Source organism: Streptomyces sp. NBC_01006 (assembly GCF_045162725.1).
Lineage (GTDB): Bacteria > Actinomycetota > Actinomycetes > Streptomycetales > Streptomycetaceae > Streptomyces.
The window spans coordinates 4,823,716-4,849,579 of record NZ_CP108700.1 but is presented as its reverse complement, the minus strand read 5'-3'; the positions used below and the strand labels follow the sequence as shown (position 1 = coordinate 4,849,579).

General features: G+C 70.7%; 26 protein-coding genes. 7 read left to right on the top strand and 19 right to left on the bottom strand.

What is annotated here, in order from left to right; genetic code table 11:
- Positions 1–9 precede the first annotated feature (9 nt).
- The 11 genes from nuoK to OG509_RS22180 are packed head-to-tail and all read right to left on the bottom strand — an operon-like array spanning position 10 to position 10,706.
- Positions 10–309, bottom strand: a complete 300-nt coding sequence (gene nuoK / locus OG509_RS22230) for an NADH-quinone oxidoreductase subunit NuoK (RefSeq protein WP_406184228.1) — start codon at positions 307–309, stop codon at positions 10–12.
- On the bottom strand, positions 306–1,115 hold the full coding sequence (locus tag OG509_RS22225; RefSeq protein ID WP_406184227.1) for an NADH-quinone oxidoreductase subunit J: 810 nt from the start codon (positions 1,113–1,115) through the stop codon (positions 306–308). Before OG509_RS22225 ends, nuoK begins: the two co-directional genes overlap by 4 nt.
- A complete protein-coding gene (nuoI, locus tag OG509_RS22220; RefSeq protein ID WP_406184226.1) occupies positions 1,112–1,741 on the bottom strand; it encodes an NADH-quinone oxidoreductase subunit NuoI in 630 nt (209 codons plus the stop codon). The genes OG509_RS22225 and nuoI overlap by 4 nt, the downstream gene beginning before the upstream one ends.
- Positions 1,734–3,104 (bottom strand): NADH-quinone oxidoreductase subunit NuoH, encoded by a 1,371-nt coding sequence (gene nuoH / locus OG509_RS22215; protein WP_406184225.1) that lies wholly within the window; start codon positions 3,102–3,104, stop codon positions 1,734–1,736. Before nuoH ends, nuoI begins: the two co-directional genes overlap by 8 nt.
- On the bottom strand, positions 3,101–5,617 hold the full coding sequence (locus tag OG509_RS22210) for an NADH-quinone oxidoreductase subunit G (protein ID WP_406184224.1): 2,517 nt from the start codon (positions 5,615–5,617) through the stop codon (positions 3,101–3,103). Before OG509_RS22210 ends, nuoH begins: the two co-directional genes overlap by 4 nt.
- The gene (gene nuoF / locus OG509_RS22205) at positions 5,614–6,960 is read right to left on the bottom strand and encodes an NADH-quinone oxidoreductase subunit NuoF (protein ID WP_406184223.1); all 1,347 of its coding nucleotides are present in this window, start codon (positions 6,958–6,960) and stop codon (positions 5,614–5,616) included. The genes OG509_RS22210 and nuoF overlap by 4 nt, the downstream gene beginning before the upstream one ends.
- Positions 6,960–7,706, bottom strand: coding sequence for an NADH-quinone oxidoreductase subunit NuoE (nuoE, locus tag OG509_RS22200; protein ID WP_387282882.1), 747 nt, complete (start codon positions 7,704–7,706; stop codon positions 6,960–6,962). The genes nuoF and nuoE overlap by 1 nt, the downstream gene beginning before the upstream one ends.
- A complete protein-coding gene (locus OG509_RS22195) occupies positions 7,703–9,043 on the bottom strand; it encodes an NADH-quinone oxidoreductase subunit D (RefSeq protein ID WP_406184222.1) in 1,341 nt (446 codons plus the stop codon). The genes nuoE and OG509_RS22195 overlap by 4 nt, the downstream gene beginning before the upstream one ends.
- On the bottom strand, positions 9,043–9,780 hold the full coding sequence (locus OG509_RS22190; RefSeq protein WP_406184221.1) for an NADH-quinone oxidoreductase subunit C: 738 nt from the start codon (positions 9,778–9,780) through the stop codon (positions 9,043–9,045). Before OG509_RS22190 ends, OG509_RS22195 begins: the two co-directional genes overlap by 1 nt.
- Positions 9,777–10,331: a NuoB/complex I 20 kDa subunit family protein gene (locus OG509_RS22185; RefSeq protein ID WP_385580407.1), complete on the bottom strand. Its 555-nt coding sequence runs from the start codon at positions 10,329–10,331 to the stop codon at positions 9,777–9,779. The genes OG509_RS22190 and OG509_RS22185 overlap by 4 nt, the downstream gene beginning before the upstream one ends.
- A gap of 15 nt (positions 10,332–10,346) precedes the next feature.
- The gene (locus tag OG509_RS22180; protein WP_030028256.1) at positions 10,347–10,706 is read right to left on the bottom strand and encodes an NADH-quinone oxidoreductase subunit A; all 360 of its coding nucleotides are present in this window, start codon (positions 10,704–10,706) and stop codon (positions 10,347–10,349) included.
- A gap of 803 nt (positions 10,707–11,509) precedes the next feature.
- Between OG509_RS22180 and OG509_RS22175 the strand changes: the two genes are divergently transcribed.
- Together OG509_RS22175 and OG509_RS22170 are read left to right on the top strand one after the other, a co-directional pair.
- On the top strand, positions 11,510–12,346 hold the full coding sequence (locus tag OG509_RS22175; protein WP_406184220.1) for a C40 family peptidase: 837 nt from the start codon (positions 11,510–11,512) through the stop codon (positions 12,344–12,346).
- 204 nt (positions 12,347–12,550) lie between these two features.
- A complete protein-coding gene (locus tag OG509_RS22170; protein ID WP_406184218.1) occupies positions 12,551–12,847 on the top strand; it encodes a hypothetical protein in 297 nt (98 codons plus the stop codon).
- Between the two features lie 9 nt (positions 12,848–12,856).
- On the opposite strand, the gene OG509_RS22165 is transcribed toward OG509_RS22170, so the two are convergent.
- Positions 12,857–14,140, bottom strand: coding sequence for a geranylgeranyl reductase family protein (locus OG509_RS22165; protein ID WP_030162011.1), 1,284 nt, complete (start codon positions 14,138–14,140; stop codon positions 12,857–12,859).
- A 98-nt stretch (positions 14,141–14,238) separates the two neighbouring features.
- On the opposite strand from OG509_RS22165, the gene OG509_RS22160 reads away from it, so the two are divergent.
- Positions 14,239–14,784, top strand: coding sequence for a GNAT family N-acetyltransferase (locus tag OG509_RS22160; RefSeq protein ID WP_406184217.1), 546 nt, complete (start codon positions 14,239–14,241; stop codon positions 14,782–14,784).
- A 107-nt stretch (positions 14,785–14,891) separates the two neighbouring features.
- On the opposite strand, the gene OG509_RS22155 is transcribed toward OG509_RS22160, so the two are convergent.
- Together OG509_RS22155 and OG509_RS22150 are read right to left on the bottom strand one after the other, a co-directional pair.
- Positions 14,892–15,803, bottom strand: a complete 912-nt coding sequence (locus OG509_RS22155; RefSeq protein ID WP_406184215.1) for a glutaminase — start codon at positions 15,801–15,803, stop codon at positions 14,892–14,894.
- Between the two features lie 29 nt (positions 15,804–15,832).
- Entirely contained in the window at positions 15,833–16,528 is a 696-nt protein-coding gene (locus OG509_RS22150; RefSeq protein ID WP_030162018.1) for a demethylmenaquinone methyltransferase, read from the bottom strand.
- A gap of 199 nt (positions 16,529–16,727) precedes the next feature.
- On the opposite strand from OG509_RS22150, the gene OG509_RS22145 reads away from it, so the two are divergent.
- Both OG509_RS22145 and OG509_RS22140 read left to right on the top strand, forming a co-directional pair.
- Positions 16,728–17,642, top strand: a complete 915-nt coding sequence (locus OG509_RS22145; RefSeq protein ID WP_406184214.1) for a DUF3152 domain-containing protein — start codon at positions 16,728–16,730, stop codon at positions 17,640–17,642.
- Between the two features lie 49 nt (positions 17,643–17,691).
- Positions 17,692–18,003 carry a response regulator transcription factor gene (locus OG509_RS22140; protein ID WP_406184213.1) on the top strand — a complete coding sequence of 104 codons (312 nt, stop codon included), beginning with the start codon at positions 17,692–17,694 and terminating at the stop codon, positions 18,001–18,003.
- Here OG509_RS22140 and OG509_RS22135 read toward each other — a convergent pair.
- From OG509_RS22135 to OG509_RS22120, 4 genes are all read right to left on the bottom strand, one after another.
- On the bottom strand, positions 17,969–18,610 hold the full coding sequence (locus tag OG509_RS22135) for an imidazolonepropionase-like domain-containing protein (RefSeq protein ID WP_406184212.1): 642 nt from the start codon (positions 18,608–18,610) through the stop codon (positions 17,969–17,971). The two genes, OG509_RS22140 and OG509_RS22135, sit on opposite strands and share 35 nt — an antisense overlap.
- 7 nt (positions 18,611–18,617) lie before the next feature.
- The gene (gene mqnC, locus OG509_RS22130; RefSeq protein WP_385580429.1) at positions 18,618–19,817 is read right to left on the bottom strand and encodes a cyclic dehypoxanthinyl futalosine synthase; all 1,200 of its coding nucleotides are present in this window, start codon (positions 19,815–19,817) and stop codon (positions 18,618–18,620) included.
- A 72-nt stretch (positions 19,818–19,889) separates the two neighbouring features.
- Positions 19,890–21,683 carry a serine/threonine-protein kinase gene (locus OG509_RS22125; RefSeq protein ID WP_406184211.1) on the bottom strand — a complete coding sequence of 598 codons (1,794 nt, stop codon included), beginning with the start codon at positions 21,681–21,683 and terminating at the stop codon, positions 19,890–19,892.
- Positions 21,684–21,912: 229 nt separating this feature from the next.
- A complete protein-coding gene (locus OG509_RS22120) occupies positions 21,913–22,776 on the bottom strand; it encodes a menaquinone biosynthetic enzyme MqnA/MqnD family protein (protein WP_403742469.1) in 864 nt (287 codons plus the stop codon).
- Between the two features lie 237 nt (positions 22,777–23,013).
- Between OG509_RS22120 and OG509_RS22115 the strand changes: the two genes are divergently transcribed.
- Positions 23,014–23,217, top strand: coding sequence for a cold-shock protein (locus OG509_RS22115; RefSeq protein WP_030162033.1), 204 nt, complete (start codon positions 23,014–23,016; stop codon positions 23,215–23,217).
- A gap of 192 nt (positions 23,218–23,409) precedes the next feature.
- On the opposite strand, the gene OG509_RS22110 is transcribed toward OG509_RS22115, so the two are convergent.
- Positions 23,410–25,095, bottom strand: a complete 1,686-nt coding sequence (locus OG509_RS22110; protein WP_406184209.1) for a lytic transglycosylase domain-containing protein — start codon at positions 25,093–25,095, stop codon at positions 23,410–23,412.
- A gap of 272 nt (positions 25,096–25,367) precedes the next feature.
- Between OG509_RS22110 and OG509_RS22105 the strand changes: the two genes are divergently transcribed.
- Positions 25,368–25,844 carry an SRPBCC domain-containing protein gene (locus tag OG509_RS22105; RefSeq protein WP_406184208.1) on the top strand — a complete coding sequence of 159 codons (477 nt, stop codon included), beginning with the start codon at positions 25,368–25,370 and terminating at the stop codon, positions 25,842–25,844.
- The last annotated feature ends 20 nt before the right edge of the window (positions 25,845–25,864 follow it).

Here is a 25,864-nt window from a genome sequence, read left to right as displayed (position 1 = left end):
GAGCGCCCCTTACAGCTTCATCAGGCTGGCGTCGTCGACCGAGGCCGAGTGGCGGGTACGGAACACGGACACGATGATCGCGAGGCCCACCACGACCTCCGCGGCGGCGACGACCATCGTGAAGAAGGCGACGATCTGGCCGTCGAGGTTGCCGTGCATCCGGGAGAAGGTGACGAACGCGAGGTTGCAGGCGTTGAGCATCAGCTCGATGCACATGAACAGCACGATCGCGTTCTTCCGGATGAGCACTCCGGCCGCGCCGATGGTGAACAGCAGGGCGGCCAGGTACAGGTAGTTGACCGGATTCACTTCGATGCCTCCTCACGGCCGAGGCGCTCCGCGGACGCCTGCTCCAGCGCCTTCAGGTCGTTCAGCGCCTCGCTCGACACGTCCCGGATCTGGCCGCGGGCGCGCAGCGTCTTGTTGACGGTCAGCTCGGACGGGGTGCCGTCGGGCAGCAGGCCGGCGACGTCCACCGCGTTGTGCCGGGCGTAGACGCCGGGCGCGGGCAGCGGCGGGAGCTGGACGCCCTCGCGCACGCGCCGCTCGGCGAGCTCGCGCTGCGTGGCGGCCCGCTCGGTGCGCTCGCGGTGGGTGAGGACCATCGCACCGACGGCGGCCGTGATCAGCAGCGCGCCGGTGATCTCGAAGGCGAACACGTACTTGGTGAAGATGAGCGTGGCCAGCCCCTCCACGTTCCCGGCGGAGTTGATCCGGCCGAGCCCGTTGAAGTGGGTGAGCTTGGCGTTGGCGAGGCCCGCGATCAGCAGGACGCCGAAGCCGAGCCCGCACAGGACGGCCATCCAGCGCTGCCCCTTGAGGGTCTCCTTCAGCGAGTCGGCGGCGGTGACGCCGACGAGCATGACCACGAAGAGGAAGAGCATCATGATCGCGCCGGTGTAGACGATGACCTGGACCACGCCCAGGAAGTACGCCCCGTTGGCGAGGTAGAAGACCGCCAGGACGATCATCGTCCCGGCCAGGCTCAGCGCACTGTGCACGGCCTTCTTCATCAGGATCGTGGACAGCGCGCCGATGACGGCGACGGTGCCGAGGACCCAGAACTGGACCGCCTCGCCCATGGAGGTCGAGGTGGCCGCTGCGAGGGCGCTCATGCCTGCACCTCCTCGGCATCGGACGCGGCCGCGGTCTCGCCCTTGGCCGCTTCATCCTTGTTCGGCGCCACCTGCCGGACCGTCCCCGGAGCCGCCCCCGTCACCAGCCCGCGGTAGTAGTCCTGCTCGTCCGTGCCCGGGAAGATCGAGTGCGGCGACTCCACCATGCCCTCGGTGAGGCCCGCGAGCAGCTGCTCCTTGGTGTAGATGAGCGATTCGCGGCTGGAGTCGGCCAGTTCGAACTCGTTCGTCATCGTCAGCGCCCGCGTCGGGCAGGCCTCGATGCACAGCCCGCACAGGATGCAGCGGGCGTAGTTGATCTGATAGACCCGCCCGTACCGCTCACCCGGGGAGTACCGCTCCTCCTCGGTGTTGTCCGCGCCCTCCACGTAGATGGCGTCGGCGGGGCAGGCCCAGGCGCACAGCTCGCAGCCGATGCACTTCTCCAGGCCGTCCGGGTGCCGGTTCAGCTGGTGCCGTCCGTGGAAGCGCGGAGCGGTGGTCTTCTGCTGCTCGGGGTACTGCTCGGTGAGGCGCTTCTTGAACATGGCCTTGAAGGTCACGCCGAAGCCGGCCACCGGGTTCTGCCACTTCTCGCCCTGTTCGGCATCAGACTTGTCAGACATTCTCAGCACCCTCCTCTCGGTCACTGTCAGTATTCGTCCCGCCACTGACAATCAGCTCCCGCTCACTGCGAGGCCGCCTGCGCGGTACGGGTGCCAGGTGCTGGCCGGGCTTGGGCGGTACGGGGAACCCGCCCGCCAGCGGGTCGAACGGCTCGGCCCCGGCGGCCTCGTCGGCCCGCTCGGCGGCCACCTTCTCCTTCCGGTCGCGGAAGAGGTCCGCGACGAAGGACAGCAGCAGGATCGCGACGACCGCGCCGCCGACGTACAGGACGATCTCCGAGAAGTCGTAACTCTCGTTGCGCAGCGCCCGGACGGTCGCGACCAGCATCAGCCAGACCACGGAGACCGGGATCAGGACCTTCCAGCCGAGCTTCATCAGCTGGTCGTAGCGCACGCGGGGCAGCGTGCCGCGCAGCCAGATGAAGAAGAAGAGCAGCAGCTGGACCTTGATGACGAACCAGAGCATCGGCCACCAGCCGTGGTTCGCGCCCTCCCAGAAGTGGCTGATCGGGTACGGGGCCCGCCAGCCGCCGAGGAAGAGGGTGACCGAGACCGCCGAGACGGTGACCATGTTGACGTACTCGGCCAGCATGAACAGCGCGAACTTGATGGAGGAGTACTCGGTGTTGAACCCGCCGACGAGGTCGCCCTCGGACTCCGGCATGTCGAACGGCGCGCGGTTCGTCTCGCCGACCATCGTGATGACGTAGATGATGAACGAGACCGGCAGCAGCACGATGTACCAGCGGTCCGCCTGCGCCTCCACGATCGCCGAGGTCGACATCGACCCGGAGTAGAGGAAGACCGAGGCGAAGGCCGCGCCCATCGCGATCTCGTACGAGATCATCTGCGCGCAGGAGCGCAGGCCGCCGAGCAGCGGGTACGTCGAGCCCGAGGACCAGCCGGCGAGGACGATGCCGTAGATGCCGACCGAGGCGACCGCGAGGATGTAGAGCATCGCGATCGGCAGGTCGGTGAGCTGCATCGTGGTGCGCTGGCCGAAGATCGAGACCTCGTCGTCGGCCGGGCCGAACGGGATCACCGCGATGGCCATGAAGGCCGGGATCGCCGCGATGATCGGGGCCAGGACGTACACCACCTTGTCGGCCCGCTTGACGATGATGTCTTCCTTGAGCATCAGCTTCACACCGTCGGCGAGCGACTGAAGCATGCCCCAGGGGCCGTGCCGGTTGGGGCCGATGCGCAGCTGCATCCAGGCGACGACCTTGCGCTCCCACACGATGGAGAAGAGCACGGTCACCATCAGGAAGGCGAAGCAGAACACCGCCTTGACGACGACGAGCCACCAGACGTCCCTGCCGAACAGGGAGAGGTCCTCGGCCGCGAGCTGTACCGCGTTCACGCGCCCACCTCCGCAGGGGTGCCGCTGCTGTCGGCCGGGGTCGCCGGGCCGATCCGTACGAGGGTGCCCGGGTGGGCCCCGGTGTCGGCGAGGACGCCGTGCCCGGTGGAGTTCAGCGGGAGCCAGACCACCCGGTCGGGCATCTCGGTGATCCGCAGCGGGAGTTCCACGGAGCCGGCCGGGCCGGTCACCGCGAGGGCGTCGCCGTCCTTGACGCCGGTCTCGGCGGCCGTGGCGGCCGAGAGCCGGGCGCTCGCCTCGTGCCGGGTGCCGGCCAGGGCATCGTCGCCTTCCTGGAGCCGGCCCAGGTCGAGCAGGAGCCGGTGGCCCGCGAGGACCGCCTCGCCCGCTCCGGGGCGGGGCAGCGGCGCGGTGTCCGCGGAGTGCTCGGCGGCGCGTTCCCCGGCCCACGGGCCGAGCGCGTCGAGCTCGCGGCGTACGGCGTGTACGTCGGGCAGCGCGATCGGCCGGTCGGCCGCGTCGGCCAGCATGTGCAGCACGCGGGCGTCGGCGGGGGCGAGCCGGCGGGTCATCTGGTCGGGCTTGAGGGCGGCCTCGAACGGCCGGACCCTGCCCTCCCAGTTGATGAACGCACCGGCCTTCTCGGCGACGGCCGCCACGGGCAGGACCACGTCCGCGTGGTCGGTGACCTGGCCGGGCCGCAGTTCCAGCGAGACCACGAAGGCCTCCTGGAGGGCGACCAGCGCCCGGGCCGGGTCCGGCAGGTCGGCGACCTCGACGCCCCCGACCAGCAGGGCGGAGAGCTCGCGCCCGGCGGCGGCTTCGACGATCTGGCCGGTGTCGCGGCCGTAGCGGTGCGGGAGTTCGTCCAGCCCCCAGGCGGTGGCGACCTCGTCGCGGGCCCGCGGGTCGGTGGCCGGACGGCCGCCCGGCAGCAGCGACGGCAGGGCGCCCGCCTCGACGGCGGCCCGCTCGCCGGCCCGGCGCGGGATCCACACGAGCTGCGCTCCGGTGGCGGCGGCGGCCCGTACCGCGGCGGTCAGCGCGCCGGGCACGCCGGCCAGCCGCTCCCCGACGACGATGACCGCGCCGGACTGGCGCAGCGCGTCGGCGGCCTCGGCCCCGCCGGCCTCCAGGCCGGTCCGGGAGGCCAGGGCGGCCAGCCACTCGGGCTCGGTGCCGGGGGCGGCGGCCAGCAGGGTGCCGCCCGCCTTCTCCAGCCCGCGGGTGGCGAACGGGGCGAGGGCGAAGGTCCGCTGCTTGTGCTTGCGGTGGGCCTTGCGCAGCCGCAGGAAGACGCCCGGGGCCTCCTCCTCGGACTCGATGCCGGCGAGCAGGACGGCGGGCGCCGCCTCCAGCTTCGCGTACGTCACACCGCGGCCGTCGAGGTCCTTGCCGGTGCCGGCCACGGTGGCGGCCAGGAACTCGGCCTCCTCCGCGCTGTGGATCCGGGCCCGGAAGTCGATGTCGTTGGTGTCGAGGACGACGCGGGCGAACTTGGCGTACGCGTACGCGTCCTCGACGGTGAGCCGCCCGCCGGTCAGCACCCCGGCCCGGCCGCGCGCGGCGGCGAGCCCGGCGGCCGCGGCCTCCAGGGCCTCGGGCCAGCTCGCCGGGGCGAGGATCCCGTCGGCGCCGCGCACCAGCGGGGTGGTGAGCCGGTCCGGGCGCTGCGCGTAGCGGAACCCGAAGCGGCCCTTGTCGCAGATCCACTCCTCGTTGACCTCGGGGTCCTCGGCGGCCATCCGGCGCATCACCTTGCCGCGGCGGTGGTCGGTCCGGGTCGCGCAACCGCCCGCGCAGTGCTCGCACACGCTCGGGGAGGAGACGAGGTCGAACGGGCGGGAGCGGAACCGGTAGGCGGCGGAGGTGAGGGCGCCGACGGGGCAGATCTGGATGGTGTTGCCGGAGAAGTACGACTCGAAGGGGTCGCCCTCGCCGGTGCCGATCTGCTGGAGCGCCCCGCGTTCGAGCATCTCGATCATCGGGTCGCCCGCGACCTGCGTGGAGAAGCGGGTGCAGCGCGCGCACAGGACGCACCGCTCGCGGTCCAGCAGCACCTGGGTGGAGATGGGGACCGGCTTCTCGTACGTGCGCTTCTTGCCCTCGAAACGCGAGTCGCTCTGCCCGTGGGACATCGCCTGGTTCTGCAGCGGGCACTCGCCGCCCTTGTCGCAGACCGGGCAGTCCAGCGGGTGGTTGATGAGCAGCAGCTCCATCACCCCGCGCTGGGACTTCTCGGCGACCGGGGAGGTCAGCTGCGTCTTGACGACCATGCCGTCCGTGCAGGTGATGGTGCAGGAGGCCATCGGCTTGCGCTGGCCCTCGACCTCGACGATGCACTGGCGGCAGGCGCCCACCGGGTCGAGGAGGGGGTGGTCGCAGAACCGGGGGATCTCGATGCCGATCTGCTCGGCGGCCCGGATGACCAGGGTCCCCTTGGGCACCGACAGTTCGATGCCGTCGATGGTCAGGGAGACCGTGTTTTCGGCGGCCTCGGGCCGCCCGGCAGCCTCTCCGCCACCGGTCGGAGCATTAGTGGTGACGGTCATGCGTTCACCTCCGTGTCAGCCCAGAGGGTCGACTTCTTGGGGTCGAAGGGGCAGCCCTTGCCCGTGATGTGCTGCTCGTACTCCTCGCGGAAGTACTTGAGCGAGGAGAAGATCGGGCTGGCGGCGCCGTCTCCGAGCGCGCAGAACGACTTGCCGTTGATGTTGTCGGCGATGTCGTTCAGCTTGTCGAGGTCCGACATGACGCCCTTGCCGGCCTCGATGTCGCGCAGCAACTGGACCAGCCAGTAGGTGCCTTCGCGGCAGGGGGTGCACTTGCCGCAGGACTCGTGGGCGTAGAACTCGGTCCAGCGGGTGACGGCCCGCACCACGCAGGTCGTCTCGTCGAAGCACTGCAGCGCCTTGGTGCCGAGCATGGAGCCGGCCGCGCCGACGCCCTCGTAGTCCAGCGGCACGTCCAGGTGCTCGGCCGTGAACATCGGGGTGGAGGAGCCGCCCGGGGTCCAGAACTTCAGCCGGTGTCCGGGGCGCATCCCGCCGCTCATGTCGAGCAGCTGGCGCAGGGTGATGCCGAGCGGGGCCTCGTACTGGCCGGGTCCGGCGACGTGCCCGGAGAGCGAGTACAGGGTGAAGCCGGGGGACTTCTCGGTGCCCATCGCCTTGAACCAGTCCTTGCCCCGGTTCAGGATCGCGGGAACCGAGGCGATCGACTCCACGTTGTTGACGACAGTGGGGCACGCGTAGAGCCCCTCGACGGCAGGGAAGGGGGGACGCAGCCGGGGCTGACCGCGCCGGCCTTCGAGGGAGTCGAGGAGTGCCGTCTCCTCACCGCAGATGTACGCGCCCGCCCCCGCGTGCACCGTGATGTCGAGATTCAGTCCGCTCCCGAGAACGTTTTCCCCGAGGTAGCCGGCCTCGTACGCCTCGCGCACCGCCTCGTGCAGGCGCCGCAGCACCGGCACGACCTCGCCGCGCAGGTAGATGAAGGCGTGCTCCGACCGGATCGCGTAGCAGGCAATGATCATTCCCTCGATGAGGGAGTGCGGGTTGGCGAAGAGAAGGGGGATGTCCTTGCAGGTTCCCGGCTCCGACTCGTCCGCGTTCACGACGAGGTAGTGCGGCTTTCCGTCGCCCTGCGGGATGAACTGCCACTTCATTCCGGTGGGGAAGCCCGCGCCGCCGCGCCCGCGCAGACCGGAGTCCTTCACGTATGCGATGAGGTCGTCCGGGGTCATCGCGAGCGCCTTGCGCAGGCCCTCGTATCCCTCGTGCCGCCGGTAGGTCTCCAGCGTCCACGACTGCGGCTCGTCCCAGAAGGCCGACAGCACGGGCGCCAGCAGCTTCTCCGGGGCGCCGTTCTCATGCATTTCGGCAGTCACCGTCATCACTCCCCCTCCTCGGTGGCAGCAGAAGCCTCACCACGCGGGTGCACGACCTTGCCGAGCTGCGGGGTCTCGCCGCGCGCGATGCGCAGCCCGATCAGGGAGGCGGGGCCGGCGCCGCCGCTCGCCTCGACCGCGCCCTCGCGCTCGTCCGGGAAGCCGGCCAGGATCCGGGCCGTCTCCTTGTACGTGCACAGCGGCGCGCCCCGGGTCGGCGCGACGGGCCGGCCGGCGATCAGGTCGTCGACCATGGCCTTGGCGGACTCGGGGGTCTGGTTGTCGAAAAACTCCCAGTTGACCATCACCACGGGGGCGTAGTCGCAGGCCGCGTTGCACTCGATGTGCTCCAGCGTGACCTTGCCGTCCGGGGTGGTCTCGTTGTTGCCGACCCCGAGGTGCTGCTTGAGCTCGTCGAAGATCGCGTCGCCGCCCATGACCGCGCACAGGGTGTTCGTACAGACGCCGACCTGGTAGTCGCCCGAGGCCTTGCGCCGGTACATCGTGTAGAAGGTGGCCACGGCGGTGACCTCGGCGGTGGTCAGGCCCAGCACCTCGGCGCAGAACCGGATGCCGGTGCGCGAGACGAAGCCCTCCTCGGCCTGGGTCAGGTGCAGCAGCGGCAGCAGCGCGGACCGGCTGTCGGGGTAGCGGGCGATGACCTCCTTCGCGTCCGCTTCGAGCCGGGCGCGTACGTCGGCCGGGAAGTCGGGGGCGGGAAGCTGCGGCATCCCCAGTTGGACGTCGGTCATCGGTCGACGCCTCCCATCACGGGGTCGATGGAGGCGACGGCGACGATGACGTCGGCGACCTGGCCGCCCTCGCACATCGCGGCCATGGCCTGCAGGTTGGTGAAGGACGGGTCGCGGAAGTGGACCCGGTAGGGGCGGGTGCCGCCGTCGGAAACGATGTGGACTCCGAGCTCGCCCTTGGGCGACTCGACTGCCGCGTACGCCTGCCCGGCCGGCACCCGGAAGCCCTCGGTCACCAGCTTGAAGTGGTGGATGAGGGCCTCCATGGAGGTGCCCATGATGTTCTTGATGTGGTCGAGCGAGTTGCCGAGGCCGTCCGGGCCCATCGCGAGCTGCGCCGGCCAGGCGATCTTCTTGTCGGCGACCATGACCGGGCCCGGCTCCAGCCGCTCCAGGCACTGCTCGACGATCCGCAGGGACTGGCGCATCTCCTCCAGGCGGATCAGGAACCGCCCGTACGAGTCGCAGCTCTCGGTGGTCGGCACGTCGAACTCGTACGTCTCGTACCCGCAGTACGGGTCCGACTTGCGCAGGTCGTGCGGCAGACCGGCGGAGCGCAGGATCGGGCCGGTGGCGCCCAGCGCCATGCAGCCGGTGAGGTCGAGGTAGCCGACGTCCTGCATGCGGGCCTTGAAGATGGGGTTGCCGGTGGCGAGCTTGTCGTACTCCGGCAGGTTCTTCTTCATGGTCTTGAGGAAGTCGCGCAGCTGGTCCACGGCGCCCGGGGGCAGGTCCTGGGCGAGGCCGCCGGGGCGGACGAACGCGTGGTTCATGCGCAGGCCGGTGATCAGCTCGAAGATGTCGAGGATCAGCTCGCGGTCCCGGAACCCGTAGATCATGATCGTGGTCGCGCCCAGCTCCATGCCGCCGGTGGCGATGCACACCAGGTGGGAGGAGAGCCGGTTGAGCTCCATCAGCAGGACGCGGATGACGGTGGCGCGGTCCGGGATCTGGTCGGTGATGCCGAGCAGCTTCTCGACGCCGAGGCAGTACGCCGTCTCGTTGAAGAACGGCGTCAGGTAGTCCATGCGCGTCACGAAGGTGGTGCCCTGCGTCCAGTTCCGGAATTCGAGGTTCTTCTCGATGCCGGTGTGCAGGTAGCCGATGCCGCAGCGGGCCTCGGTGACCGTCTCGCCGTCGATCTCCAGGATCAGCCGGAGCACGCCGTGGGTGGACGGGTGCTGCGGGCCCATGTTGACGACGATCCGCTCGTCGTCGGCCTTCGCCGCGGACTGGACGATCTCGTCCCAGTCGCCGCCGGTGACGGTGTAGACGGTGCCTTCGGTGGTCTCCCGGGAGGCCGCGTGGTCCGAGGAGGCGTTGTTTGACGTTGACATCAGCTGTACGACCTCCGCTGGTCGGGAGCCGGGATCTGGGCGCCCTTGTACTCGATGGGGATGCCGCCGAGCGGGTAGTCCTTGCGCTGCGGGAAGCCCTGCCAGTCGTCCGGCATCATGATCCGGGTGAGCGCCGGGTGCCCGTCGAAGACCAGGCCGAAGAAGTCGTACGTCTCGCGCTCGTGCCAGTCGTTCGTCGGGTAGACGGAGACGAGCGACGGGACGTGCGGGTCGGCGTCCGGGGCCGTGACCTCCACGCGCACCACCCGGCCGTGGGTGATCGAGCGCAGGTGGTAGACGGCGTGCAGCTCGCGGCTCTTGTCGTCGGGGAAGTGGACGCCGGACACCCCGGTGCAGAGCTCGAAGCGCAGGGCCGGGTCGTCGCGCAGGGTCTTCGCGACGCGGACGAGGTGCTCGCGGGCGATGTGGAGCGTCAGCTCGCCCCGGTCGACGACGACCTTCTCGATCGCGTTCTCCGGGAGCAGGTCCTGCTCCTCCAGGGCCCCTTCGAGCTCGTCGACGACCTCGTCGAAGTACGAGCCGTACGGGCGGTGGCTCGCGCCGGGCATGGCCACGGTGCGGACGAGGCCGCCGTAACCGCTGGTGTCACCGCCGCCCCGGGCGCCGAACATGCCCTTGCGGACGCCGATCACCTCAGGGCCGCCGGCGGAGCCCCGCGGGGCAGGAACGTTGTTCCCGGTGCCGTTGTCGTCGGTGCCGGGGGAGGTCTCGCTCACCGGAGCAGCCCCTTCATCTCGATCGTGGGGAGGGCCTTGAGGGCCGCCGCCTCCGCCTCGCGCGCCGCCTCTTCCTGATTCACGCCGAGCTTTCCGCCCTGGATCTTCTGGTGGAGCTTGAGGATCGCGTCGAGCAGCATCTCGGGGCGCGGCGGGCAGCCGGGGAGATAGATGTCCACCGGGACGATGTGGTCGACGCCCTGGACAATCGCGTAGTTATTGAACATTCCGCCTGAAGATGCGCAAACCCCCATGGAGATGACCCATTTGGGAGCGGGCATCTGGTCGTACACCTGCCGCAGCACCGGCGCCATCTTCTGGCTGACCCGACCGGCCACGATCATCAGATCGGCCTGGCGCGGGGATCCGCGGAAGACCTCCATGCCGAAGCGGGCCAGGTCGTACCGGCCCGCTCCGGTGGTCATCATCTCGATGGCGCAGCAGGCCAGGCCGAAGGTCGCGGGGAACACGGATGACTTGCGCACCCAGCCCGCGGCCTGTTCGACGGTGGTCAGCAGAAAGCCGCTCGGCAGCTTCTCTTCCAGTCCCATGGGAAATTCAGCCCCTCAGTCCCATTCCAGGCCGCCGCGGCGCCACACGTAGGCGTAGGCGACGAAGACGGTGAGCACGAAGAGCAGCATCTCGACGAGCCCGAAGATCCCCAGGGAGTCGAAGGTGACGGCCCAGGGGTAGAGGAAGACAACTTCGATGTCGAAGACGATGAAGAGCATCGCCGTCAGGTAGTACTTGATGGGGAAGCGACCGCCGCCGGCCGGCGTGGGCGTCGGCTCGATGCCGCACTCGTACGCCTCAAGCTTCGCCCGGTTGTACCGTTTTGGGCCGATCAGCGTGGCCATGACCACGGAGAAGATCGCAAACCCTGCGCCGAGGGCGCCGAGCACGAGGATGGGCGCGTACGCATTCACGCTCCTCGCTCCTTCCAGTCGTCCTTGACCGTTGGACCGCTGTGCCGGCGCCGAGCGAGCCGCCCCGCGAAGATCGCCCAACTCGACGAGATCGCATGTGAGGCAGTTCACAAGCCGGACTGCTGCGCATCTTATGCCCGGTGGTCTGTGATCTGCGACACGGGTAACAACAACGAGTTTGTGATCTCCACCACCTGACGAACGATCATGAAGTCCGATGAGCTGTGATCTTCATACGCGAAGCATCCACATGATCACCAAAGGTGACATCTGGCCCCGTTACCGCAGGTAGAAGGCTGACGGCACTATCAAACGATGGCGGGTGCAGGCAAATTTGCGAGATCAAGCCTTGCACGGTAAAGGAAATCGCCGTCGCCCGGCCGGGGGAGGCCCCGGGGACGGGAGTGGACGGACCCGAAGAGGGGCGGGACGCGTGCGCGCGTTCACGAGCGGCGGGCGCGGGCGGCCGGCCCGCCGGGGGTGCCACCCCACGGGAAGTTCACGGACGGATCACGGACGGGCCACAGCACCCTCACAGTGAGACGGTTCTGTGACCTGCGCCACTCCGAATAATCGGTTCCGAAAGCGGGCTTGGCCATCTGTCCGCATGGATGGTAGGTCGTGGATCAATTCGGACTTATTACAGAAACCCCTTGATCACAGCCTTGTGACGGCGTGTCCGATACGTCCGTTACGGCGTCAATAAGACGCGCGACGCGCCCGGTTAGCCCGGTTCGCGGACAACTGTGGCGCAGACCACGTTTCTTGAAGGAAACCCGGACCCCCTGATAGCGGTTGTCCTCATGTCCCACACCGCTCACATACCCAGCCACCGGAAGCCCCGTCGCAGCGCCTCGAAGCTCGCGGTCCGCGCCGGAGTTGCCGGTGGCGTCCTCAGCACCCTGGCGATGGCCGGCACGGCGAGCGCGTCCCCGTCCGAGCCCGTGACCGAGACGACGCTCGAAATGCCGGTCCTGAACCTGGATCTGGCCGCCGACGTCTCCTCCGCCGTCACCACCGCCGCCGAGAACACGGCCGCCGCCGCCGTCACCGGTGAGCTGCGCACCCAGGAGGAGCAGGCCCGTACGGGCGCCGCCGCCGAGGCCAAGAAGGCCAAGGAAGACGCCCAGAAGGCCGACGCCGAGAAGAAGGCGAAGCAGGAGGCGGACCGCAAGGCCGAGGCCGAGCGCGCCACCCGCAGCTCGTCGCGCACCTCGCTGCAGAACGCCTCCGCGTCCGACTCCGGCGAGCAGGGCTCGGGCACCGTCACCGCCCCCGCGACCGGCTCCGCCGCCGCGATCGTCAACTACGTCCGCGCGCAGGTCGGCAAGGCGTACATCAGCGGCGGCACCGGCGCGAACGGCTCGTTCGACTGCTCCGGCCTCGTCCAGGCCGCCTACCGCCAGGTCGGCGTCTCCCTGCCGCGCGTGTCGCAGGACCAGTCCACCAGGGGCTCCGCGGTCTCCCTGAGCGCCCTCCAGCCGGGCGACATCCTGTACTGGGGCCCCAGCGGCAGCGCCTACCACGTCGCCATCTACGTCGGCGGCGGCAAGTTCGTGGGCGCCCAGAACTCCGGCACGGGCGTCGTCGAGCGCTCCCTGAGCTACGACCCGCCGACGGGCGCCCGCCGCGTCCTCTGAGCTCCCTGACGTCCGCCGGCCGCCCCTGAGGCTCCCCAGGGGCTCCCGAGCCCCTCTCAGCGCGTCCCGGCACGTCCCAGTACGGCCCGAGGGCCGGCACTCCCCCGCTCGGGGGCGGAGTGCCGGCCCTTTCCGCGTTCGCCGGCGCCCTGAGAGGATGGCAGGGCGCAGCGCTCGATTCAGGCCAGGAGGTGGCGGACCGTGATGACCGACGCGTACGAGGAGCACGACGGCACCCCCGACCCCACCCCCGTACCTGCCGCCACCGGGCTCTTCCTGCTCGCCGTCGGCGGCTGGCTGCTGAACACCACCCGCCCGTGGCACAAACCCGGACATCCCGTCATCCTGGGGCTCGGCTGGTCCGTTGCGTTCGCGCTGCTGCTGTGGGGCGCGGTGCTGGTGGCCCGCTGCGTACGGACGGTCCACGGCGGAGAGCCCGGCACGCCCGAAGACGACGAAGCGGGCCGAACCGGAGCAAACCCGGCCCGACCCGCTCCGTAGGACTCGCCCTCAGGCCTTGGGGGCCACCTTCGAGAGGCCGTTGATGATGCGGTCCATCGCGTCGCCGCCCGCCGGGTCGGTCAGGTTGGCCAGCATCTTCAGCGTGAACCGCATCAGCACCGGGTGCGTCAGGCCGCGCTGCGCGGCGACCTTCATGACCTTCGGGTTGCCGATCAGCTTCACGAAGGCGCGGCCCAGCGAGTAGTAGCCGCCGTACGTCTCCTTGAGCACCTTCGGGTAGCTGTGCAGCGCCAGCTCGCGCTGGGCCGGGGTGGCCCGGGCGTGCGCCTGCACGATGACGTCGGCGGCGATCTGACCGGATTCCATCGCGTACGCGATGCCCTCGCCGTTGAACGGGTTGACGAGCCCGCCCGCGTCGCCGACCAGCAGCAGGCCCTTGGTGTAGTGCGGCTGCCGGTTGAAGGCCATCGGCAGGGCCGCGCCGCGGATCGGCTGCGTCATGTTCTCGGGGGTGTAGCCCCAGTCCTCCGGCATGGACGCGCACCAGGCCTTGAGGACCTCGCGCCAGTCCAGCTCCCGGAAGGCGGAGGAGGAGTTGAGGATGCCGAGGCCGACGTTGGACGTGCCGTCGCCCATGCCGAAGATCCAGCCGTAGCCGGGCAGCAGCCGGTCCTGCGCGCCGCGCCGGTCCCACAGCTCCAGCCAGGACTCCAGGTAGTCGTCGTCGTGGCGGGGCGAGGTGAAGTACGTACGGACGGCGACGCCCATCGGGCGGTCCTCGCGCCGGTGCAGGCCCATCGCGAGGGACAGCCGCGAGGAGTTGCCGTCGGCGGCGACCACGAGCGGGGCGCTGAAGGTGACCGGGGTCTTCTCCTCGCCCAGCTTCGCCTGCACGCCGGTGATGTGGCCGGTGCGCGGGTCGCGGACGGGCTCGCCGACGTTGCAGCGCTCGTACAGGCGGGCGCCGGCCTTCTGGGCCTGGCGGGCCAGGGTCTCGTCGAAGTCGTCGCGCTTGCGGACGAGTCCGTAGTCCGGGAAGGAGGCGAGTTCCGGCCAGTCCAGCTGGAGCCGCTGGCCGCCGCCGATGATCCGCAGGCCCTTGTTGCGGAGCCAGCCGGCCTCTTCGGAGACGTCGATGCCCATCGCCACCAGCTGCTTGGTGGCGCGCGGGGTCAGACCGTCGCCGCAGACCTTCTCGCGCGGGAACGCCGTCTTCTCCAGCAGCAGGACGTCGAGTCCGGCCTTGGCGAGGTAATAGGCGGTGGTCGAGCCGGCGGGCCCGGCCCCGACGACGATCACATCCGCGGAGTGTTCGGAGAGGGGCTCGGTCACTGCGGGGTCTCCCGAAGGCTCGATAAGGGGTGCCCAACGGCACGGGACATGTGCAGTCTATGCAGCGAGAGAGATCACGAACCCGAAGGGCTGCCCCGATGACCGCTTCGCCCACGTCACCCACCTCGCCCACCTCGCTCCCCGCCGTCCGGCTGCGCGTACCGACCGACGAGGACGCGCGGGCCTGGCACGAGGTCTTCGACGACCCCGACGTCATGGAGTTCCTCGGCGGCCCCGCCGAGCTGTCCCTGTACGAGGAGTTCACGGCGCGGCAGCGGCTGCACGACGCACAGCTCGGCTTCTGCCTGTGGACGCTGCTGGACGCGCAGGGCGCGGTGATCGGCTTCACCGGCGCGCAGCCGTGGCCGCAGGAGAAGGCGTGGGGCCCGGTCGGCGAGATCGAGATCGGCTGGCGCCTGGGCCGCTCCGCGTGGGGCAAGGGCTACGCGTACGCCGCGGCCCTGGCCACGCTGGAGCGGGTGCGCGCGGCCGGGGTCGGACAGGTGGTGGCGATGATCAACGACGAGAACCGCCGCTCGATCGCGGTGGCGGAACGCCTGGGCATGACCCTGGCGGACCGCTTCCTGCTCCCCAACGGCGTCCGCCACGGCCGCCGCTACGAACTCACCCTGGCTCCCGAGTAGCCCCGGCGGGCGCGGGCAACGGCTCCGCCCGGGGCCGGCGGACGGAGTCCGGAGCAGCGGCGCGAAACCGGGGAGGCCCGCCAGGGCCGAGCCGCGCGAGCGGCGCGTCAAAAAACGGAAAGGCCGGTCAGCGTCGTGAAGCGGTCCAGGGCGGCCACGCCCGCAACGGAGTTGCCGTGCGGGTCCAGGCCCGGTGACCAGACGGCCAGCGTGCACACGCCCGGGACCACCGCCACGATGCCGCCGCCCACACCGCTCTTGCCGGGGAGGCCGACGCGGTACGCGAACTCGCCTGCCGCGTCGTACGTCCCGCAGGTCAGCATCACCGCGTTGACCTGCTTGGCCTCGCTGCGCGTCAGCAGCCGCGAGCCGTCCGCCCGCAGCCCGTGCCGGGCCAGGAACCGCGCCGCCCGCGCCAGGTCGGCGCAGGTCATCTCGATCGAGCACTGCCAGAAGTAGTGGTCCAGCAGCGCCGGCACGGGGTTGTCGATGTTCCCGTACGAGGCCATGAAGTGCGCCAGCGCGGCGTTGCGGTCGCCGTGCTCGTGCTCCGAGGCCGCCACCTCCGCGTCGAAGCCGAGCTCCGGGTTCCCGCTCTCCTCCTGGAGGAACTTCAGCAGCTCGCTGCTCGCGTCGCCCGTCAGCGTCTGCAGCCGGTCCGTGACCACCAGCGCACCCGCGTTGATGAACGGATTGCGCGGAACGCCGTTCTCGTACTCCAGCTGCACCAGGGAGTTGAACGGGTTGCCCGACGGCTCCCGGCCGACCCGCTCCCACAGGCTGTCACCGCCCTCGGCCAGCGCCAGGGCCAGCGCGAAGACCTTGGTGATCGACTGGGCCGAGAACGGAACCTGCCAGTCCCCCACCCCGAAGACGTTCCCGTCCAGATCGGCGACGGCCATCCCGAACTGCCCCGGATCCACGGACGCGAGCGCCGGGATGTACTCGGCCGGCGTGCCGCTGCCCACCAAGGGGGCGACGTCAGCCGCTATCCGCTCCAGGAGCGCCTGGTAGTCCACTGCCCTCTGCCTGCTCTGCCCGCTGCCCGCTACGCCGTCTTGACGCCGCGGTGCAGCGCCACGATGCCACCGCTCAGGTTCCGCCACGCCACCTTCGACCAGCCGGCCTTCTGCAGCAGCGCGGCCAGCGCCGGCTGGTCCGGCCACTCGCGGATCGACTCGGCGAGGTACACGTACGCGTCGGGGTTGGAGGACACCGCGCGGGCCACCGGCGGCAGGGCGCGCATCAGGTACTCCATGTACACCGTCCGGAAGGGGGCCCACGTGGGCTGCGAGAACTCGCAGATCACGACCTGCCCGCCCGGCTTGGTCACCCGGTACAGCTCCCGCAGCGCCGCGTCCGTGTCCTGCACGTTGCGCAGTCCGAAGGAGATCGTCACCGTGTCGAAGACGTCGTCCTTGAACGGCAGCTTCGTCGCGTCGCCCGCGGTCAGCGGCAGCCAGGAGTGGCGCTTCTTGCCCTCGCGGAGCATCCCGAGCGAGAAGTCGCAGGGGACGACGTACGCGCCCGTCGCGGCGAACGGCAGCGAGGAGGTCGCGGTCCCTGCGGCCAGGTCCAGCACCTTGTGCCCGGGGCGCGCACCGACCGCCTTGGCGACCTCCTTGCGCCACAGGCGGGCCTGCCCGAGGGAGAGGACGTCGTTGGTGAGATCGTAGTTCGCCGCCACACCGTCGAACATGGAGGCGACTTCGTGCGGCTGCTTGTCCAGGGAAGCGCGGGTCACTGGCGTTGGCCCCTCAGGTGCGGTGCGGTACGGGTGGGCGGATACCGGGCCATTCTCGCAGGCGGCCCCGCGCCCCACCGCCGGGGGCACAACTGGCCCGATGGACAGTTACGCGGAGCGCGCGCGCCCGCGTTGACTGGCGGGTACGGCCTGAACAAGGCCGACTGAAACGCGATATTCACGAACAAAGGGCTCCACGATGCCGGCAGGCCATCCCACCGGTCACGGTCGAAGTACCCGTCTCGGCCCCCGCGCGCAGCGGCGGGCCGAGCGGCGCAAGCGGCTCCACCGCACGCTCCTCGGATCGGCCGCGGTGGTGGCCCTCGCGGCGACGGCGTACGCGGTCGTGCCGCTGGACGACGCCTCCTCCGTCTCCGACTCCGTGGCCGCGCCGCCCTCGGGTACGCCCGGTGCCGCCTCCGGCACGCCCGGCCCGGACCCCGCCGCCGCGGCCGCGTCCCCCTCGGCCTCGGCCGGATCCTCGGCGCCGGGGAAGCCCGCTGAGGACGCCTCGAAGCCCGGCGGCGGCCCGGTCGTCGGCAAGACCCCCCAGTCCGGTTCGGGCACCTTCGCGGGCTCCTCGCACTCGGGGCAGCCGCAGGGCAAGGGGCCCGCCCGCAAGTGGCGGATCGAGGTCGAGGAGGGCAGCGGGGTCGACGCGAACGCCGCCGCGCAATCCGTGGAGAAGATCCTCGGGGACCCGCGCGGCTGGATCAAGGACCCGGCGTACGGCTTCCAGCTCGTCGGGGCCGGCCAGCCGGTGGACTTCACCGTGAAGATCGCCACACCCACGACCACCGACCGGCTGTGCGAGGTGGTCACCCCGGAGCTCATCGGCGAGACGAACTGCCGGGCCGGTCACACCGTGGTGGTGAACCTCAAACGCTGGCTGGAGGGATCTCCGCAGTTCAAAGGGGCTGTGGAGGAGTACCGGGCACTGATCGTCAACCACGAGGTGGGCCACGAGCTGGGCCACGACCACGAGAGCTGCCCGGGCCCCGGAAAGCCCGCTCCGGCGATGATGCAGCAGATCAAGGGGCTGCTCGGCTGCAAGGCCAATGCCTGGCCGTTCGACGCAAATGGAACCTACCTGTCAGGACCACCCGTCCCATAGGGCAGAGGAGCGGCCGCCGGCCGCCGGCCAGGGACGAGGAGCGGAAACCGTGCGCGTCGTGAACTTCAACGTCCCTGTGTGGTTCCCGCCCTGTACCGGGGAGAAGGCGCGGCGGGACGAGGTCCGGCTCACCGAGCAGGAGTCGGCCGTGTTCCTGTGCCTGGCGACCGGCGCGTCCAACGCGGAGCTGGCCGACGAGCTCCAACTCTCCGTCAGCACCGTCAAGTTCCACGTCCACAACATAAGAGCGAAGCTGGGCGGCATCAGCCGCCTCCAGGCCTGCCTCCTGGCCGCCCTGGCCCGCGAATCCGCGAGACCCAGACCGGTCAGCGGCGGCGGTGGAGCAGGCGGCCGCCTATGACCGTGGCCACGCAGGTGGTCGCCCCCTGCGCGAGGAGCTCCGCCGGGCCGGCCACCGCGAACACCGCGAAGCGGGCCGGGGCGCCCGCTTCGAGTACCCCGTGGAAGGCCTCCTCGGCCGACTCGCGGCCCGCGAAGGGGTCCAGCGAGGGTTCCCCGGCGGCGGCCGGGGGCAGCAGCGTCAGCCCCGAGCGGACCACCGCCGTCCGGACCGCCGGGACCGTGAGCCTCCCGGCCACCGCCACCACCCCGCGGGCCAGCAGCTTCTGCGTGGCCCGTCGGGCGCTGTTGCCCCAGCGGGCCTCGGTCAGCTTCAGGTCGGCCAGCGCCTCGGCCCCGCTGATCGGGTCGGCCCCGAGCTCGGCGGTCTCGTACGGGTCGTCCGGGTAGTACGTCCGCTCCAGCAGCACGTCCGCCCCGCGCACCAGCAGCCCCGGGGTCAGCACCCCGGGCCAGCGCCGGACCCGCGCGTGCGGCCAGGCCGCGGCGAGCTCCTCGTACGGGCCCACCCGGGCGATCCGGTCACCCTCGACCAGGACCGCCCCGGCGGGCAGCGGCGCACGGCCGGGCCCGGACAGCAGGACGTCGGCGGTGTGAAGCGTCAGCACGGCCGCGTCAGTTCGTGGAGATGAGCTTCAGCTCGGGGTGCGCCGTGCCGCCCTCGATCGCCGTGGACGAGATGTGCGAGACCACGCGGTCGTCGACCGGGTCGTTCGCCGGGTCGTCGTGCACGAGGAGGTGCTCGTACGTGGTCGCGCGCTGCGCCGGGACGCGGCCCGCCTTGCGGATCAGGTCGATGATCTCCTGGCGGTTCGAGCGGTGCTTCGCACCCGCCGAGGAGACGACGTTCTCCTCCAGCATGATCGAACCGAGGTCGTCCGCGCCGTAGTGCAGCGAGAGCTGGCCCGCCTCCTTGCCGACGGTCAGCCAGGAGCCCTGGATGTGGGCGATGTTGTCGAGGAAGAGCCGCGCGATCGCGATCATGCGCAGGTACTCGAACACCGTCGCCTGGGTCCGGCCCTTGAGGTGGTTGTTCTCGGGCTGGTACGTGTACGGGATGAAGGCGCGGAAGCCGCCGGTGCGGTCCTGCGTGTCCCGGATCATCGCGATGTGCTCGATGCGCTCGGCGTTGGTCTCGCCGGTGCCCATCAGCATGGTGGAGGTGGACTCCACGCCCAGCTTGTGGGCGATCTCCATGATCTCCAGCCAGCGCTCGCCGGACTCCTTCAGCGGGGCGATCGCCTTGCGCGGCCGCTCCGGCAGGAGTTCGGCGCCGGCGCCCGCGAAGGAGTCCAGGCCGGCCGCGTGGATGCGGCGGATGGCCTCCTCGGCCGAGACGCCGGAGATCCGGGCCATGTGGTCGACCTCGGAGGCGCCGAGGGAGTGGATGACCAGCTGCGGGAACGCCTTCTTGATGGCGGAGAAGTGCTCCTCGTAGTACTCCACGCCGTAGTCCGGGTGGTGTCCGCCCTGGAACATGATCTGCGTGCCGCCGAGCTCCACGGTCTCCGCGCAGCGGCGCAGGATGTCGTCGAGGTCGCGGGACCAGCCCTTCTTGGTGTCCTTCGGGGCCGCGTAGAAGGCGCAGAACTTGCACGCCGTGACGCACACGTTCGTGTAGTTGATGTTGCGCTCGATGATGTACGTCGCGATGTGCTCGGTACCGGCGTAGCGGCGGCGGCGCGCCGCGTCGGCCGCCTGGCCGAGCGCGTGCAGCGGGGCGTGCCGGTAGAGGTCGAGCGCCTCTTCCTTGGTGATCCGGCCCCCTGCGGCGGCGCGGTCGAGGACAGACTGGAGAGCGGCCTGGTCGGTCACCGGTGCGTCACCTTTCGGCGGTGTCAAGAGGTACGGACCGATCCAGCGTACGCCAGGGCCCGTCGACGGGTTTCAGGGGATGCGGGTCAGGTCGCCTTCGGGGTTTCCGGCCGGGCTGTCGCCCGACTTGTAGTGGAGCGTCCCGTTGGCGTTGAGGGTGAAGCGCTCGTCGGCGGAGCCGTTGGAGCAGACCCCTGGAGCCGGGTTGGGGCCACCCGCCGTGTCCAGGACGAGCGAACGGTCGGTGGCGGAGGCCAGCTTCCAGTCGCCGCTGCAGTCGGTGCCGAAGATCGGGACGATCGACTTGTCCCGGGCGACGACCTCGCCGACCTTGCCGGCCTTGATGGTGATCTCGAACTCGCTGGAGACCCCGGCGCGGGCGGTGGTGACCGTCCCCTTCCACGTGCCCGTCAGCTCCTTGGGGACGTCGCCCCGGGTGCCGGTCGGCGCCCCCGTCGAGGGCTTGGCCGTCGAGGGGGTCGCGGAGGGCTCGGCCGAGGGGGTGGCCGACTCCTTCGGGGCCGGGGTGCCGGACGCCGCCGCCGACGGGGGCCTGGCGGCGGAGTCGCCCGACGCGTGCTGGTCGGCGCCGCCGCCCGGGAGCAGCCCCAGCCCGTACAGCCCGCCGCCGGACAGCACGGCCAGGGCGGCCGCCGCCGCGAGGACCAGCGAGCAGCTGAAGCGCCGCCCGGCCGCGTTGAAGGTGACCTGGCGCGCCTGGTCGGGGGAGGTCCGCGGCTGCGGCACCCCGCCCCCGGCGGTCTCGGTGGGGCTGTGCACCGCGCCCGTCGGCGGCGGCCCGTAGGGCCCGTACGAGGGGCCCGCCCCGCCGGCGCCGGACGCGGCGGCGCTCCCGTACGAGGGGTCCGGCGCTCCGAACCCGACCGCGGGTCCCCCGTACGAGGAGGCGGTGAACGGCACCGGCCCCGACGCGGATTCGCCGACGGGCGCCGCGAAACCCTCCGAGGGGACCGCCGGCGCGGCCTCCAGGTCCAGCAGGGCCATGGCGGCGCGGCTGGCCTCCTCCACCACGGGCGCGGGAAGCCAGCCGGGAGCGCGCAGGGCGCCGGCGAGCGCATCCGCGATCTCCGCCGGGGCGGGCCGGTCGGAGGCCGCCTTGGCCAGGCAGGCCGCGATCAGCTCGCGCAGCCCGCCGACCGGGACGGCGTCGAGCTCGGGCGGTTCGTGGACCACCTTGTAGAGGAGGGTCGCCGAGTTGTCCCCGGTGAACGGCGGCCGCCCGGTCGCTGCGAAGGCCAGCACGGCGCCGAGCGAGAACACGTCGGCGGCCCCGGTGATCCCCTTGCCGAGGATCTGCTCGGGGGACATGTAGCCGGGGGAGCCGATGGAGACGCCGGTGGAGGTGAGGGAGGCCGTCCCGTCGGTGGCCCGGGCGATCCCGAAGTCGATGAGCCGGGGGCCGTCGAGGGTCAGCATCACGTTCGACGGCTTCACGTCCCGGTGGACGAGGCCCAGCCCGTGCACGGCCACCAGCGCGCGGGCCAGACCTTCGCCGACGGCCCGTACGGAGGCCTCCGGAAGGGGCCCGTGCGCGGCCACCGCACCGCCGAGCGAGGGGCCCGCCACGTACCCGGTCGCCACCCACGGCACCGCCGCCTCCGGGTCGGCGTCCAGCACGGGCGCGGTCCACTCGCCGCCGACCCGGCGCGCGGCCTCGACCTCGCGGCGGAAGCGGGCGCGGAACTCCTCGTCGGAGGCGAAGTGCGGGTGCACGATCTTGACGGCGACCGTCCGGCCGCCGGCGCTGCGGCCGAGGTAGACCCGCCCCATGCCACCCGAGCCGAGCCGGCCGAGCAGCCGGTACGCGCCTATGGTCCGCGGTTCGCCGGCTTCGAGCGGCTGCATCGCGTCCCCCTCCCCCGTCGTTCCCCTGGGCGCTGATCGCCAAGAGCACCTTAGAGCGGTCGCGGTCCCGCCGGGGCGGATCCGGCGGGCTCCAATCCGGATCTCCGCATTCCTGCTGTAAAGCGAAAAGATGGGGAATTACCGGGAAAGGACATTTCCCCCGACCGGCCTCTGCCCGGAACCCCGGCTACCGCACGGTAAAGCGATCACGGGAACCGGCCGGAAGCGATCAGCGGCGCGCGCCGTCCCCGTTCAGGAGCTCCACCTCGACATCGGCCGCATAGCCCGTACTCGATCCCGTACGACGGGCGAATTCCCTTACACCGGCCAACTGTTCGGGCCCGAAGCGGAAGTCGAGCGTCGTGAAGTACCGCTCCAGCAGATCGGCGTCGAAGGCCTCCCAGCGGGCCGCCTGCTCGGCGACCTTGGCGACCTCCTCCAGGGAGAGGTCGCGCGAGTCGAGGAAGGCTTCGTGCACCTTCTGCACGACGACCGGCTCGCGGGCGAGGTAGTCCTTGCGGGCGGCCCAGACGGCGAAGACGAACGGCAGTCCGGTCCACTCCTTCCACATCAGCCCCAGGTCGTGCACGTCGAGGCCGAGCCGGGGTGCGTCGTGCAGCGAGGCGCGCAGGGCGGCGTCCCCGATCAGCACCGCCGCGTCCGCCTCCTGCATCATCAGGCCCAGGTCGGGCGGGCAGGTGTAGTAGTCCGGCTGGACCCCGTACCGCTCGGAAAGCAGCAGCTGGGCGAGGCGTACGGAGGTACGGGAGGTCGAACCGAGGGCGACCCGCGCCCCGTCCAGCTGCTCCAGCGGCACCTGCGAGACGATCACGCAGGACATCACCGGGCCGTCGCAGCCGACCGCGAGATCGGGGAACGCGACGAGCTGATCGGCGTTGCGGAGGAACTCCACGAGGGTGATCGGACCCATGTCGAGCTCCCCCCGGACGAGCCGCTCACTGAGCTTCTCCGGGGTGTCCTTGGTCAGCTCCAGGTCCAGCAGCGTGCCGGTTCTGGCCAGTCCCCAGTACAGCGGAAGGCAGTTCAGGAACTGAATGTGGCCGACGCGGGGCCGGCTGCGATAGACGTCCACATCGCGAGACTAGCCCCCGCGTCCGCGTCAGCCTTCGGGCGGGCCTCAAACGTCCGAGTGACGTGATCTTTCCCTCTGGTCTCCGCCACAGGGTGCGTGCTAGGCTCGTCGCAAGTTGCAGTTTGGTTTCCCTTGCAGTACGAGGCCTGCGGAGAATGTGACCCGCAGGCTTTTGTAGTTTTCAGACTTCTTAGCAGGTTCTGGAGCAGGGCGACCCTTTGGCCCATAGGAGGGCTCATGGCTACCGGAACCGTGAAGTGGTTCAACGCTGAAAAGGGCTTCGGCTTCATCGCCCAGGACGGCGGCGGCCCGGATGTCTTCGTCCACTACTCCGCGATCAACGCCTCTGGCTTCCGCTCCCTTGAGGAGAACCAGATGGTGAACTTCGACGTCACGCAGGGTCCGAAGGGCCCGCAGGCGGAGAACGTCACCCCGGCCTAGTCGCCTGGGCCAACCTAATCGCGGTTGGATAAGCAGTACCCAAGGAGCCCTGCCTCCTCCGTGCGAGCGGAGGTCGCGGGGCTCCTGCCTTTGCTCCGCCCGTGTTCGAGGGCCCACTTGACCGGCTCTCCACGCAGACCGCCCCGGTCACCGTCGACACGGTGACCGGGGCGGTCTGCGTTTGCGGAAGGCCTACGAAGCCGGCGGCGTCGCGGCCGCCGTGATCTTCAGGTCCAGGATCAGGACCACGTTGTCCTTCGTGATCAGACGCAGGTGGTAAGTGCCCGGGGCGACGTCCGTCGTGAACAGCTCCGGCAGCGCGATCTTGCCGTCGGCGCCGGTCGGAGCCAGGAGCAGGCTCGTCACCTTGGCGCCGTCCTTGTCCTTGAACCACGGGCCCTTGGACTTGGCCGGGTCCACCGGGACCCACGCACCCTCTTCGTTCTTCTCGACCAGCCCGGCCGTGACCTGCGTACCCTCCGCGGCCTTGCCCTTCGCCGTGGCCGTGACCTCCAGGCCCTTCAGGCTCTTGCCCGCCTCGACCTCCAGCGGCTTGTCCGCACCGGCGTCGGTCCGGGCCAGCTTGTCCGCGACCGGGACCGGCTTCGCCGTGACCGTGCCGGTGAAGTTCACCGTCAGCTGCGCCTCGGTGTTGTACGCCGCCACCCGCAGGGTGAAACCGCCCGCCTTGGCACCGGCCTTCAGGCCGGGCAGGGAAGCGATGCCCTCGGAGTCGGTCTCGACCACGAGGAAGGTCTTGCCCTCGGCGCCGATGAAGGAGCCCGTGGTGTCGTCCTTGAGCTCGAACAGGATCGGCTTCGCGGCGGCCGGCTTGCCGTCGCTGAGCACCGCCTTGATCCGCGGGACCGCCGTGAACGCGGACCCGGCCTCGGCCTTGAGCTCCGCGCTGCCGATCAGCTCCAGCTTGGCCAGGCTCGGCGTCGGCGTCGGCGTGGGCTTCTGCGGCTCCTGCGGCTTCGACGGCGTGGGCGTCGGGGTCGGAGTCGGGGTGGGCGTGGGCTTGGGCGTCGGGGTGGGAGTCGGGGTCGGGGTCGGCCTCGGCGTGGGCAGCGTGGTCGTGGGCGGCGTCGGGAAGTTCCCGACGGGCGGGTTCGGCACCCCGGCGGCACCGTTCTGGTACTGGTGCATGTACCCGACCACGGTGTTCACGTACTCGCGCGAGCTGTTGTAGCTGAGGATCGCCCGGTCGAGCTGCGCCTCGTCCGAGAGGTTCCGGTCGCCCGCGCACAGGTAGAGACCCGCACCCAGCGCCGCGTCGTAGATGTTGTTCGGGTCGCGCTTGGAGTCGCCGTTGCCGTCGGCGCCCCAGGTGGCCCAGGTGGACGGGATGAACTGCATCGGGCCGACGGCGCGGTCGTAGACCGCGTCCCCGTCGAACGCGCCCTTGTCGGTGTCCTTGACCTCGGCGAAACCGTTGCCGTCGAGGCGCGGTCCGCGGATCGGCTTCTCGGTGTAGCCGTCGGCCTTGAGCCCGTAGCCCGAGGCGTGAACGGACTCGACGCGGCCGATGCCGGCGAGCAGCTGCCAGGGCAGCTTGCAGCCGGGGAGCGCGGCGCCCACGGAGAGTTCGGCGCGCCGGTACGCGTCGAGGGCGGTCGCGGGTATGCCGCTGGCCCCCTCGCCGGCGCCCGCACCCGCGGTGGGCGGTACGGCCGGGTCGGCGAGCGGGTCGGGCAGATCGAGGCGGGCATCGCCGCGGTCGGTGGCCTGGGGGCTGTCCGGGGTGGGCTCGGACTCGCCCGCGTCGGCGGTGGACGTGTTGGTCACCACTGCGGCGGTCGTCAGGCTGGCCGCGAGCGCGGCCGTGCACAGGACCTTGCGCGAGGTGTTGACGAGGTGACGGTGAAGCGGCTTCACAGTTCGGCGATCCCCCCAAGGCGGCCGACAAGGTATACGGCGGGTCGAGCCGTGGATATCCACTGTCTATCAGGTATTCGGACACGACTCACCGGCGCCTCCGCAGATGTGACACACCATTCGTCTCGGCTTCACCGGGTCCTCACGACCGTTCGCACAAAGGACGTTGACCCATGAGGGAAAGGCCCCGAAATCCTACCGTTTGACTGAACCGGAAGTCCTGACGCGCCGCACACCGGAGACGGCCCCGGCCGGACCTACGGTGGGGTGCCATGACCACCACCGAGCCGGTCCGCGTCCCCGACCTGTCGGACCGCCCCCACCAGCTGACCGTAGAGCGGTCGATGATCGCCACCGAACACACCCTGTACGCGGGGTGGACCGAGGAGTTCGACCGCTGGTTCGCGGCGCCGGGCTCGGTCCTGATGAGGGCCGAAGTGAACGCGCCGTACTTCTTCGAAACGGAGTTCACGCCGGAGCCGGGGGCTCCGGCGACCAGGCACCCCCACTACGGGCGCTTCCTGCGCCTGGTCCCGAACCGGCTGGTGGAGCTGACCTGGGTGACGGGCCGGGGCGGCACGGAGGGCGCCGAGACGGTGGTCACCGTGGAGCTCCTCCCGCACCCGATCGGCACCCATGTGCGGCTGACGCACGCGGGGTTCCACGACGAGGCCGCCCGGGACCGGCACGAGGCGGCCTGGCAACAGGTCCTGGTGCAGCAGGACGAGGTGCTGACCGGGGAGGAGTGAGGGCCGACCCGACCCGCCGC